The sequence below is a fragment of the Aeoliella mucimassa genome, from assembly GCF_007748035.1.
In the GTDB taxonomy this organism is placed as follows: Bacteria; Planctomycetota; Planctomycetia; order Pirellulales; family Lacipirellulaceae; genus Aeoliella; species Aeoliella mucimassa.
Map to the genome: position 1 here is coordinate 1,007,853 of NZ_CP036278.1, position 12,612 is coordinate 1,020,464.

The window sequence follows — 12,612 nt, forward strand, 5'->3', positions numbered from 1 at the left end:
GTGGCGATAGCCAGTATTCCAGTTGCGACTGCCAGTGCTACTGTGTTTGCAACACGCTGCTGGCTGTGCTCGGCAGAGTCGCGAGAGGGACACCGCGGAAGTTCTGCGCGCGGTGAGCACGCTCGAGGAACTTATCGAGGGCCGTGTAGTAGTCGGGCGGCAACGATTCGTTGTGACGCCCGTGCGGGATCTCGAAGAAGTGCTTCAAGTCGCCAGGTGCCTGCTCGGTGAGTTGACGGGCGAGGTGCACAGGTACCACTTCGTCGGTGGTGCGATGACTCTGGAACACCGGGCCATGGTACTGAGTGATGCGGCTCAGCGAATCGTACCGATCGAGCATCAGTGTCTTGACCGGCAACCACGGATAGTTGTAGCTCGCCGCGTCGACCATGCGCGGAAACGTTGCGTCGAGCACCAGGGCCTTCGCGCCGCGCTCGGCAGCGATCGCCACGCTCACTCCACCCCCGAGCGATCGACCGATTAGCACCACGTCGTGGGCTGCGAGGCCAGTGCGATCAAGCAGCCATTGGTGGGCGGCCAAGCCGTCGGCGATCAGTCCCTTTTCCGTTGGACGACCAGCGCTCTTGCCATAGCCACGGTAATCGTAAACCAGCACGGTTGCGTCGAGCATCGACTGCAGGCGAAGTAGCTGATTTACTTGATTGCCGACATGTTCGTTGTTGCCGTGCGAGTAGAGGATTACGTGCTTCGGCTCTGGATGCGGCACGTACCATCCGTGCAGCTTGGTGCCATCGGCCGAATCGAACCAAACATCTTCATTCTCAATCCATCGCGGCGACCAGTCGCCTTTGCTGCGTGACGGTGCCGGATAGACCAGCAGGCGTTCCACGGCGCGAATCGGATTCAACGCAATTGGGGACATACGAGATAAGGCCCGCAATGGGGACCAGTGGGGGGAAATCGAGGCAGGATGTTGCTGGCACCAAGCAGCTACGTAGCGTTATCGGTGTCCATCAACACATAACACCAGCGTAGCTTACCGAGGCCTTAGTGTCGATCGGGGAAGCTGGGAGGAGTTTGTCGATGGCAGCGACGGATAGCCGTAAATCGCTCCAAGGGTATCGGCGGAAGTGCCTTGTGAATAACGACTTAGGGCTCGCTCTCCGGAGCGGCTAAGCCGTTGAGAAACCGTTTCAGAACAGGATAATAGGTGATCGGCACCCCTGATGTATGCCCGCCGGAGTACTCGTACCACTCTTTCTGCGTTGCTTTTGAGGCATCAAACAATTGCCGTCCTTGTTCGATCGGAATCAGATCGTCTTCGGTGCCATGACTCTGCAGCAGCGGGCCATTGTAGTTGGCGATGCGCCCGATCGAGTCGTAGCGGTTCTTCATCACTAGCCGCACCGGCAGCCAGGGGTGCAGCTTGGCAGCAGTGTCTACCATGCGGCCAAACGTGCTCTGCAGTACCAGGGCTTTAGCACCGAGCTCAGCCGCCGAGGCAACCGCGACGCCGCCGCCAAGTGAGCATCCCATCACGACGACCTGATTGGTTTCGATGCCAGCATAATCGGCCAGCCAACGATGCGCGGCTTGCCCGTCGGCGACAACACCAGCTTCGTAGGGGCTCCCTTCGCTTTTGCCGTAGCCGCGATAGTCGAAGATCAGCACCGTGGCTTCGAGGTCGTCACGGAGAAAGTTCATCAAATCGGCGTTGTGGCACACCAACTCACCGTTGCCGTGACAGTACAGCAGGTAATGTTTGGGGTTGGGATGCTCGAACAGCCAGCCATGCAACTTGACGTCGCCAGCCGATTCGATCCACACGTCTTCGTGCTCATAGAGGGCGGCGGTCCAATCTCCCTCTTCCGCCGATGGGGCGGGGTATACGAGCCAGGTCTCGAGGAAGGTCATCAGCAGTACCACCAGCAAGTAGGCAATCAACACCAGCCTACCGATACGCCATCCGATGGTGGCAAGCTTCGATTTCAGCGACATTATTTCGTTTCAGGCGAGGGAGCTACATAGCAGCCACAAAGATACCAAAGAACATCAATAGAGTGCCACCAAGATTGATGAGGAAGGGTTTGCTGGCTTCCTCCCAGTGCGTGATGATAAATACAAGACCAGCAAATGGCACGAACATGCATGCCAGTAGCCAGACGATACTCTCCTGGGCGGCGACAACCAGTGTCCAGATACCGCCGACAGCAGAGATTAAAAGTCCAGCATACATGAGGAGCACGCCGAACGCATTGGGGCCACCACTGCCGCGTGCGGATGCATTCGCCCCGTAAGTCGACGACGACAAAGCGGCTTGGTTGCTACGCGAAGCATTGCTGCTGCGATAGCTGTTGTCTGCCATGCTCGGCGAGGAGGCGAGGGTGGGATCGGTGTCGTAAGAGTCTTCTGCATTGGCCGATTCCTCCAAGCGAGCCGCCCGCTCTAAGTCGTCTTGCTTCTTCTGTTCGAGTCCCGCCATCTGCTTGGCGCGGGCTTCGGCGATGCGGCTGGCGACTTCATCCTGTTCGGCAGGCGAGTTGTTTGCCATCATGCCTTCTTCGTCGCCAGAACCAAGGCCAGGATTCATCCGACCGGTAATCGAATCGTGGGCCGAATCGAATTGGCTGCCACCAGCGGTCATCGGTTGGTTACCAAACTGGGGGGGGCTCATCCGCCCGCCGCCGGGATTGTTCTCGGCTACCATCCTGGGATCAACCGCATTGGGATCGGGCATCAACGACTCCATTACCCACTGCTGATCTTCGAACGAGAAGTCGGTAAGCGGCACCCGCCATTCGCGGTTCTTAAAAAACAGCACAACGTTCGGGCCATCGAGGCCACGGAACTCGGCGCTGATGGTTTTGTAATTATTGTCGGTCCAGTCTCGCACGGTACCGATGTTACGGATTGGAATTTCACCGGGTCGCATCCCACTGGGGTTCACACCGGCGGGCGCCCCTTCGGCAGGATTCATGCCAGCTGGATTCATCCCCGAGGGCGACATACCATCCTCAAGCATTTCGCGGCCGCCCCCCAACGTGGGGTCCCACTCTCGGTTCTCGTCCTCGTTGCTCGAGGTGCTGAAGACCTCGGCGAGCAAGGCTCGATCCGAGTCGGCGAGTTCGTCGAGCGACCACTCGACATCCACTTCGCTCTCTCGCGTCTTCATCACGAGCACATCTTCGGAGAACGACTCGAGCTTGGCCCGCTGAGTCGTGTTGTCGGCCATGGTCCATTCGCGCCAGCGAATTAGCTCGCGAACTTTTTTAATCCACTCTTTGTCTTCTTCGCTCAAGCGAGAAATCGGCGCCCGGATTTCAGTGCCGTTGTCGTCGAGAATCGCGGTACCACCACTGATGCGTTTGAGCGTGGCATCCAGGGTTTGCCCTTCGTCGTTGGTCCACGTTCGCAGGGGGTAATCATCGGCTACAGCGCAGGCATTCAACTCTAGCACTAAGAAGAGTGCCGCTACTAGAACTCTGTTGCCATGCATGGCAAACCATCCTCCCCATCAGAGCGCGTAAGATCTCGCCCCCAGGGATCTCCTGGGAAATCCTGTTGGTCTCACTCCATTATCGAAAAGCACGTGCGATCCTTGCGATCGGCAATCGTGAGCTGCGAACACTCCTCTCCCGAGCCATTATCTTAGCAGACTCGGTTAGCCGATGCTGCACTGTTTTCGCCGCGGCCGCGCAATTATTGGGAGTTTCTCTGTCCCCTGATTAGGGTGTAACTGCTAGTTCTCGCGATTCTCGTAGACTGCGTGTAGCAATTCCTCGACGTTTTTGAACTTCTTCTTGCGGCCCATCACCTCGTCGAGCTTCCGACGAGCATCGGCCTCGCTGTGCCCCAGCGCCCGGAGGGTTTCGAAGGCCTCGCTGGCGAGATCCCGCTCGAGGGGGGCGAGGTCGGGCGTTTCGCGGCCGATGAGCAGCGCGAACTTCGGCACTTTGCGGCGCAGCTTGGCGATCACCCGCTCGGCGGTCGCCGGACCGATGCCAGGCAGGGCGGCAAGCCCCTTGGCGTCCTGGTCTTCGATCAGCGCGGCCACTTCCTGTACCGGGCGGACCATCGCCCGCAGAGCCTTCTTCACGCCGACCCCGTCGACCTGGCAGAACAGCTCGAAGAACTCCCGCTCGATGCTCGAGGTGAAGCCAATCATCCGCGGCGTCAGCCGCCCGCGAGTCGGATCGCCCTCGAAGTACTCGATGGTGTACAGTGAAGTCTCCTTGCCGATCTTGTCCTGCAAGTGCCGACGAGTGAATTCGGGGATGAAGATCTCGTGTTCATACGGCCCAACGGACAAGGTCAAAGCATCGCCGGCCAGCGATATCAGTCGTCCAGTGACTTTGGTAATCATGAGGGGGAGGATTCAGGAGTTGGGATTCAGGAGGGAGTAAACTATTTCGGCAGTTTAGGACGCTGTCCTAATGGAAGACTGCGGACACGGATAGCATTCGAAGTAACAGAAACAGCAGCACCTTGTTGGATATCTTTCTCAGTCAAGGCGACCACCTGAAGAATGATGTTGGCAATCTCCGGACCTTTGAGCCCTTCTATTCGGATGCGAATAACAGATGGTGATGTAGACGCTCCTGCAGCCAACAGAGCATGAAAGTCGGCATCTAAAGTAACTACCACCCGCTCTGAATCAATGGCCAGTTTTAGAATGGTTTCATCGGTGGCTCTTGATTGACCCAAATCAGCAACGTGTACAGCGTCGTGACCAGCCAACTGCAAATGGCTAATGGCACTTCTTGGCAAACCTTGATCGAGAAGAAAGTTCATTGGACTGTCAGTTCAATTCCAAAACTCGATCGTCAAGGCTTGCGGCGGCATACTCCAATGCTTGCTTAATGTCTTGGTCCTCAAGCTCTGGGTATTCTTGTGCCAACTCATTGCGATCGGAATAGGTCGCCAGGGCTTCGAGCACTCGTCGTACCGTAAGCCTCATTCCACGGATACACGGTTGTCCCGACATAACGGTGGGATCGACGGTAATGCGATCAAAATTTGTCATGCAAATCGTCCTATAATGAAGTTATCCGTCGGAAAGATCCTACTCCTAGCCGGACCGCCACGCGGTCCGCGTTCTCAGGAAGCCATAGGGTCAGCTGCTCCCCTTCTTTCCTTGACTAACTAGCGACATCGGCCCACCTTCTAAGAACCAATGCGTCATCGCAATTGCCAGTGCGTCGGCCACGTCGGCCGGTTCTGGGGGGCCAGCCAGTCCGAGTTCGCGGGCGATGGCTTGTTGCATTTGACTCTTCGGTGCGCGGCCGTTGCCGGTGAGCGTTTTCTTGATCTGCGTCGCCGCGTAGTGTTTTACATTCACGTCGCCGAGTTGCGCGGCCAGGATGATCGCCCCGCGGGCGTGGCCCATCAGGATGGCGGTCTTGGGGCGGTCGTAGTGCGAGTAAAGTTCCTCGATGGCCATCACCGCAGGCGCGTGCGACTCGATTACTTCGGTCACGCCGCGGTAGACCTCGGCCACCCGCTCGGCGAGCGACTTGTTCGACGAACTCCCGCCCCGCACCACGCCGGCCTCGACCAGCCGCACTCGCCGGCCAGCGACTTCAATCACTCCGTAGCCGGTGATGTTGAGCCCAGGATCGATGCCGAGGATTTTCATTACGTGCGGGTCCACTCGGTGCCGCCGGCGCGGTCTTCCAGGGCGACGCCGAGCGCTTGCAGGCGGTCGCGGATGGCGTCGGACGTGGTGAAGTCCTTGTTCGCTCGCGAAGTCTGTCGCAGTTCGATGAGCATCTGCATGACCCCTTCGAGCGAGCCATCGTTGCCGCCGGTCCACTCGGTGCCGCCAGCCCGATCTTCGAGCACGATGCCGGTGGGGGCCAGGCCGTCGCGAATTGCATCGGCCGTGGCAAAGTTCTTGGCCGCCCGCGATTCGGCACGCAGGTCGATCACCAGTTGCATGACCTGGCCAAGCAGTTCGTCGGAGCTGCCGGCCGCGTTAGGTGGTGCCAAAAACAGGCCCAGCGTGTTGGCTAGCTCTTTGATGGTTTCCATCAACAGGCCGAGCGCGGCAATGTTGGCCGCGTCGCCGCGCCCGTTGCCTTCGAGGTCGGCTTCGTCGCAGAACTTGTTGATCAGCTTCGCGAGTTCAAACAACTCGGCGATCGCACCGCCGGTGTTGAAGTCATCGTCCATGGCAGTCAGGAACTTGTCCTTGTGCTTCTGGGCTTCGGTGAGCACCGGAGCCTGACCTGCAGCAATGGAGGTCGCCCCGCGATGCGTCGGCGCGGTCAATGCGTAGAAGTCGGTGGTGGTGATCCGCTTGTATCGCTTGATCAAACGATAGAACGTCTCAAGCCCGATGGCCGCCTCTTCAATTGCTTCTTCGCTAAAGAGCACGGTGCTGCGATAGTGAGTGCGGAGTAGGAAGAAGCGAATCCGCTCGCCACCTTGGCGGCCGATCAGGTCCTGTAGACCGCCGGCACCCGCGCTACGACTCATCTTGCCACCGGCTTCGCCTGCGGGCTGCGGGGCGTCGTCGCGATCGTTCTTGCCACCGATCTTGCCAGCCGCAGAATCCTTACGCAACAAACCATTGTGGGCCCAGTACTTGACCATCGGCTTGCTGTGGCAGCATTCGCTTTGGGCGAGTTCGTTCTCGTGGTGAGGGAACACCAGGTCGAGGCCGCCGCCGTGGATGTCGAACGTTTCGCCCAGCAGTTTCTTGCTCATCGCCGAGCACTCGATGTGCCAGCCCGGGCGGCCTTTGCCCCAGGGACTGTCCCAGCTTGGTTCATCAGGCTTGGCCGATTTCCAAAGCGCAAAGTCGGCAGTGCTTCGCTTGCGCTCGGCCGCTCCGCCACCGTCGCCTTGCATGCCTTCGACGGTGCGGTTCGACAGCTTGCCGTACCCGCGATCCTTGGCGACGTCGAAGTACACATCGCCTTGCGACTCGTAGGCGAAGCCTTGCTCGATGAGCGACTCGACCAGCCCGATGATGTCGCCCATGCAGTCGGTCGCCCGCGGGAACTCGTCGATCTGATCGACCCCGAGGGCAGCGAGGTTGCGGTTGTAGTCGGCAATGTTCTCTTCGGCCACTTCGAGCATGCTGATGCCGCGCTCGTTGGCCTTCTTGATCAGTTTGTCGTCGACGTCGGTGATGTTCACCACCCACGTGACGTCGTAGCCGCAGTAGGTGAGGTACCGCTTGATGCAGTCGAAGATTACCGGGCCGACCATGTGGCCGATGTGGGCCTCGGCGTAGACCGTGGGACCGCACAGGTAGATGCCTACCTTGCCGGGTACGACGGGCTCGAACGGCTCCTTCTTCTTCGAGAGCGTGTTGTAGATCTGCAGCGTGGGGTGGGCAGCGGTGCTAGCGGCGGTCATAGTTTCGGTGGCGGTACTCATCAGTCCGTGTTGAGTTCGAGCAGTGCAGGGGGAAATTGGCTCCTCTGGTCACAGCTCGTAGATTAAAGGCTTCCAGCATTGTAAGGAAAGAGCGAATGGGGGCGACCCGGGTAGGCGGGGGACGCTACGAAGTCGCTTTCGGTATTTTTTCGAGCAGCACGACCGCCCGGGCCTCGATCGACTCGCAGCGGCCAACGGGGCCGACTTCTTCGCCGGTTTTGGCTTTAATGCCGATATCCAGGGGATTTACCCGCAGCAGCCCCGCGATGCGATGCCGCATGGCGTCTTTGAAAGGGCTGATTTTCGGGCGTTGGGCTGCTATCACGCAGTCGGCGTTCACCAGCTGGTAGCCGGCTTCGGTCACCTTGGCGTAGGCCGCGGTGAGAAACTCGGCCGAGTCCCGCCCGCGATTCTCGTCGGCGGTGTTGGGAAACAGCTGGCCGATATCGGGCAGGCCGGCCGCACCGAGCAGCGCGTCGGTCAGCGCGTGCAGCAGCACGTCGGCGTCGCTGTGCCCGACCAGGTGTTGGTCGTGCGGCACCTCGATGCCGCCGAGCACCAGCGGGCCGCCGGGGGCGGTGCGGTGAGTGTCGTCGCCTAAACCAATGCGATACACGGCAAAAACTCAGGGGTCTAATTGGGATAGCTCAGCACAGCGCGTGCTGGGTAGTCACTGCGGTGGCTGCCATCATAGAGCAGAAACCGCGAATCACGAAGTCGGATCGGCCTCGTAGGCCACGGCCTCGACGACCACGGTCACCGACTTCGACACGTTCGCGTCGAGTTCCACGTCGATCTGCACGCCGTTGTGCAGGATCTGAACCACTTTGGTCGTGGCTGCGGGGCCTTCGATCACTTCGGCTTCCACCTGTGGGATCGTCGGAAACGGAGGGCAGAAGCCCAGGTAGAGTGTCACGTGCCGCTGGTCGGCGGCGATTTCGCCTCGCAGGGTCGCGTGGATGTACTCGCGGCCGTCCTTGTCGCGCATGCGAACGATGTGCTGCAGCACCACCTCGTCGTCGCGAGGTTCGTTGTCGTCGCCGGTCGAGGTCTTGAGCACCGGTACGTCGACCAGCGTCTCGTCCATGTCGGTTTGCGGCTCCGCCCGGTCAGCGGTCGAGTGCCAGATGGAACCAGCTGGCAACTCGGGCGTGCGGTCGGTTCGTAGGATGCCGCGCGGCAGCTCGGGCGTGCGGTCCACCCAGGCGTAAATTTGCCCCGAGGCGGCCCTGCGGCTAGCGATTGCCAGCATCAGCAGGGCCGCCATCGTGGCAAGGGTGGACGGGATCAGCAGTGCGTGGGCACCGCCGAGCGTCAAGCAATAAGCCATCGCACTACCCAACAACATCAGCGCGGCATGCGACTGCCATCGAAGCGATGGGCATGCAAAAGGTTCCGCAGCAAGTTGTCGCGTGGCAGCGTTCATCAAGCGGGCAGCATTGCTTGGGTAAGGGCATTGCCGACCCTTTTGTCCAGAAAAGTATGGAGAAAGGGCATCGTTAGCGCCGGCAATCCATCCCACCAATGTCGCAGCTGGAGTGGCCAATTTCAACCAATTTCTGATGAAATCGACTAACACCCCCGCTTTAGCTGGCCACTGTCGCCTTGGCGGCTTCGGCCAGCACTTCGGCTTTGTCGGTCTTTTCCCAGTAAAACTCCGGCTCGGTGCGCCCGAAGTGCCCACCAGCAGCGGTTTTACGGAAAATCGGGCGACGCAGGTCGAGGTGTTCGATAATTCCCGCAGGGGTCAGCGGGAAGTGCTCTTTCACCAGCTCGCAGATCGCCGCATCGTCGATTTTGCCGGTCTCTTCGGTGTCGACGTACACGCTCACGGGCTCCGAAACGCCAATCGCGTAGGCCAGCTGCACTTCGCAACGCTCGGCCAGACCCGAGGCCACGATGTTCTTGGCCACGTAGCGAGCCATGTAGGCAGCCGAGCGGTCGACCTTGGTGGGGTCCTTTCCACTGAAAGCACCACCGCCGTGACGGCCCCAGCCGCCGTAGGTGTCGACAATGATCTTACGACCAGTCAGACCGCAGTCGCCGTGTGGGCCGCCGACCACGAACTTGCCGGTGGGGTTGATGTGGTAGGTAATGTCGTCGTTCACCCAGTCTTCCAAGGCGGGCTTGATGACGCTGTCGATGATCTCTTTCTTCGACTCTTCGTTCATCAGCTTGCCGTCGGCAGTCAACACGCTCTCGTCGTGCTGCGTGCTCACCACCACGGTGTCGACGCGAAGCGGGGTGTTCTCGTCGTATTCCACCGTGACCTGGCTCTTGCTGTCGGGACGCAGCCAAGGAATGCTGCCATTCTTGCGGGCGTCGGTCAGCAGGTTCATGATGCGGTGCGACAACGCAATCGGCAGCGGCATCAGTTCCGGGGTATCGTTGCAGGCGTAGCCGAACATCAGGCCTTGGTCGCCGGCGCCGACGTCTTTGTTCGCATCGGCGTTGCTGTCGACACCCATCGCGATGTCGGGCGACTGCTCGTCGATGGCCACCATCACTGCACAGTGATCGGCACTGATGCCCATGGCCGCATCGGTGTAGCCGACGTCTTTAATGACTTCGCGGACAATCTTCTGCATGTCGACCGTTGCTTCGGTCGAAATCTCGCCGGCGATCACCACCACGCCGGTGGTCACCATCGTTTCGCAGGCGACGCGGCTGTTCGGATCCTGGGCGAACAGGGCATCCAGCACACCATCGGAGATTTGGTCGGCCAGCTTGTCGGGATGCCCCATGCTAACCGCCTCGCTAGTAAATAGGTACTTGCCAGATGCCACGACTGATTCTCCGCTTGTAAGAGTCAACAATTAAATCACTTGGTAAGCCCCAAAGTATAAAGAAGCCGCCAACGGCTTGGCAATGGTCCGCAAAGAAGGGGGAGGGGTGGTCGGCTGGGTGAAGTGGGGTGACTGGGTCGAGTTGGTCTCACCCTGGTCGGCGGCGTTGTGCCCCCACTTTCCCGGAATATCGATTGGTGGGGGCAATTCTTACGACGACCCGGTCCACGGTAACTCACCACCAACGAACCACTTGCGACATCGACCGTCGACGTAAGTCCCATTTCCAAATGCCCCCTGGGGGCATAACGCCAACCAGCGGCATTCGCGCCGCCCGACGTTATATAACGCCTGCGTATAGTTCACTCCTCCACTCATCGTTCTTCTGCGTACCGCTTTCATCATTCAACCTCCATCATTCAACTTCCAACAACTAACCACTAACTTCCAACCAACAAACCTCCAACTCTCTTCATCCACCGCGACCACCCGCACCCCCTCTTGCCAGTCAGGTTGCTCTTGCCCGTCAGGTTACGGCGGACAGGAAGGGTGTCAAATGTTCAGTATCTATTAGAGCAAGTTCGCGGCCAGATGCAAGCAAAATATTTGGACACTTGGGCCCGCGCCGGAGAGTTCGGAGAGAAGGCGAATGCAGGGGGGCGGAGCACGCGAGGTCGAATTGGTTTGGCCTCGGACGGGCGCGGATGAACACGGATGACTCGTGGGGTACTGCTCAAGTTACTCGCAGACCCACTGAATATTTACGTGATGAGCGTCAATGTCGTTGTGTTGCGTGGGAGGCCCACCTACCCGCCCAGATGGTGTAGGGTAGTCGAATGCATCACTTTCGTTGCTATCGCTTCTCAATCCCGCAGTGCTGTCTTTTCTGCGGGATGGAGTTTCGCCTTGAAGTCTGCGAGTTTCTTCGTGATATCACCCTTTAAGCCTTCTGCTACTTTGAGGTTGCAGAAATCGCAAGGGTCTCGGGCAGCCTCCTGTTGCTGATACTCCAGGGTTGCAATCGCCAGCTCCAATTGTCCTTGTTTCGCATGATAATCGGCGAGGCAAAGAGCAATGGTAGAAGCAAGAGGATGGCCTGCGCCACACAACGCACGTGCTTCCTTAAGCGACTCCTGAAAGTAATGTTGTGCCGATGTTGGTTCGTCTGTGTAAGTCAACATCATCGCAGCACCAGCTATGGCATCCACATGTCGCAAGTGGAGTTCATTGCGTAGCGAAGTTTCCGCGCGCAAATAATGCGACGTTCGTTTTTCAACGGGACAATCCGTTGGGATATCGTCCATGTCGATGAGTGTCACCGACATCGGCACGGCGGAGGAAATGTTCGAGTCTGTTGTTGTTGGGATCGCTTTCAACAATTTTTCGACTTCGTCCACATGCCCCAGCTCATAGAGAGTGATCGCGGTGAGCACCATGTTCTCAGCCAGTTGCGGAGTGCGTGGTTTCTCCCTATTGCTGCAGAGCTGACTAGCCTTCTGTAGATGGTTTAAGGCTTTGTCGTATTTTTTGGCATCGATTGCGCAGCGTGCCGCAAGGATGCGCAGAAGCACGTCCTCCGAAGCGAATGAGAGTTCTTTGTTACCAGTTTCCTTCCGTAGGTATTTTCGAATCGCAATGCTTCGTTCAAAAATCTCCAATGCTTCATGCCATGAAGCACTCTCTGATAAAATGATCCCCTTCGTGGTAACGGCGTGATCCATCACCATAAACTCCCAAGAGGGAGGATTCGTCTCTTCTAGTGGTCTAGGGAGGGCTTTGTATAGTCGCTTGTTGGCGGCCTTTAGTTTGCCGACGATCGCTTCGCCGCGAGCAAGGTTCAATTGAACATCAAGGCTAAGGCTGTGGTAAGCTGTTGGACTCTCCCAATTGCAGTGGGAAGCGGCTAGCTCAAAATCCTCCATGCCTTTCGCAAACTGGTACTTTGCAAAATGGACATGGCCTTGGAGACTGGCGAGTATCGCTTCGGCCCAGTTTCCCAAATCGTGGGGTACTTCCGCGGCACGATCTAGTGCCGCATCGGCCTGCTCGAAGTCGCCACGAATGAACTCGATATTCGCCTGCAAGAGATTGGAAAAGAATAGATCAATCGCTTCGCAAGAGCCGCGAGATGGATTGTTTTTGCGCAGTTCTTCAAACGACTCCAGGCCTGCCTCGACCGCTTCGAGATCTCCGGACTTGTAAGAAACGACAGCTTCCAATAGCTGCTCTGCTCTCTGTCGACAAGTTTCGTCTGAGCGTGTTCCGTCGATCAAATCCTTTTTAAGGTAGTCCTCTATTCGCATGGCTGCGGAAGGGAATAGAAAGAGATCCACGTCAGGTTTTTGTGCTTCTGGCTCCTCAGACCCTTGCGAACTGCTGGCAATACCGAATGCGACCACGAACATCGCGAGAAGTCTGAAAGTGGTAAATAGCCTGATCAGTAGTGTTGGTCTTGGCATGCTATGTTTCTGAGCGGATG

General features: G+C 58.3%; 12 protein-coding genes. All 12 read right to left on the reverse strand.

All coding sequences use genetic code 11. The annotated features are described in order from the left end of the window. Positions 1-37: 37 nt before the first annotated feature. Positions 38-868, reverse strand: coding sequence for an alpha/beta hydrolase (locus Pan181_RS04140; protein ID WP_197528895.1), 831 nt, complete (start codon positions 866-868; stop codon positions 38-40). Between the two features lie 242 nt (positions 869-1,110). After that, positions 1,111-1,959 (reverse strand): alpha/beta hydrolase, encoded by an 849-nt coding sequence (locus Pan181_RS04145; RefSeq protein ID WP_145245621.1) that lies wholly within the window; start codon positions 1,957-1,959, stop codon positions 1,111-1,113. Positions 1,960-1,981: 22 nt separating this feature from the next. Further along, positions 1,982-3,409, reverse strand: a complete 1,428-nt coding sequence (locus Pan181_RS25895; RefSeq protein ID WP_197528896.1) for a hypothetical protein — start codon at positions 3,407-3,409, stop codon at positions 1,982-1,984. Positions 3,410-3,700: 291 nt separating this feature from the next. Beyond that, complete coding sequence (ruvA, locus tag Pan181_RS04155; protein ID WP_145245622.1) at positions 3,701-4,324, reverse strand: Holliday junction branch migration protein RuvA; 624 nt, start codon at positions 4,322-4,324, stop codon at positions 3,701-3,703. Between the two features lie 41 nt (positions 4,325-4,365). Then, positions 4,366-4,752, reverse strand: a complete 387-nt coding sequence (locus Pan181_RS04160) for a DUF5615 family PIN-like protein (protein WP_145245623.1) — start codon at positions 4,750-4,752, stop codon at positions 4,366-4,368. Positions 4,753-4,759: 7 nt separating this feature from the next. Then, positions 4,760-4,984 (reverse strand): DUF433 domain-containing protein, encoded by a 225-nt coding sequence (locus Pan181_RS04165; protein WP_145245624.1) that lies wholly within the window; start codon positions 4,982-4,984, stop codon positions 4,760-4,762. 90 nt (positions 4,985-5,074) lie between these two features. Further along, positions 5,075-5,596, reverse strand: coding sequence for a crossover junction endodeoxyribonuclease RuvC (gene ruvC / locus Pan181_RS04170; protein ID WP_145245625.1), 522 nt, complete (start codon positions 5,594-5,596; stop codon positions 5,075-5,077). Next, the gene (gene cysS, locus Pan181_RS04175) at positions 5,596-7,347 is read right to left on the reverse strand and encodes a cysteine--tRNA ligase (RefSeq protein WP_145245626.1); all 1,752 of its coding nucleotides are present in this window, start codon (positions 7,345-7,347) and stop codon (positions 5,596-5,598) included. The genes ruvC and cysS overlap by 1 nt, the downstream gene beginning before the upstream one ends. A 124-nt stretch (positions 7,348-7,471) precedes the next feature. Continuing rightward, the gene (gene ispF / locus Pan181_RS04180; RefSeq protein WP_145245627.1) at positions 7,472-7,963 is read right to left on the reverse strand and encodes a 2-C-methyl-D-erythritol 2,4-cyclodiphosphate synthase; all 492 of its coding nucleotides are present in this window, start codon (positions 7,961-7,963) and stop codon (positions 7,472-7,474) included. Positions 7,964-8,056: 93 nt separating this feature from the next. Next, positions 8,057-8,677, reverse strand: a complete 621-nt coding sequence (locus tag Pan181_RS04185; protein ID WP_197528897.1) for a hypothetical protein — start codon at positions 8,675-8,677, stop codon at positions 8,057-8,059. A gap of 256 nt (positions 8,678-8,933) precedes the next feature. Then, positions 8,934-10,133 carry a methionine adenosyltransferase gene (gene metK / locus Pan181_RS04190; RefSeq protein ID WP_145245629.1) on the reverse strand — a complete coding sequence of 400 codons (1,200 nt, stop codon included), beginning with the start codon at positions 10,131-10,133 and terminating at the stop codon, positions 8,934-8,936. An 863-nt stretch (positions 10,134-10,996) separates the two neighbouring features. Next, entirely contained in the window at positions 10,997-12,592 is a 1,596-nt protein-coding gene (locus Pan181_RS04195; RefSeq protein ID WP_145245630.1) for a tetratricopeptide repeat protein, read from the reverse strand. Positions 12,593-12,612: the final 20 nt, after the last annotated feature.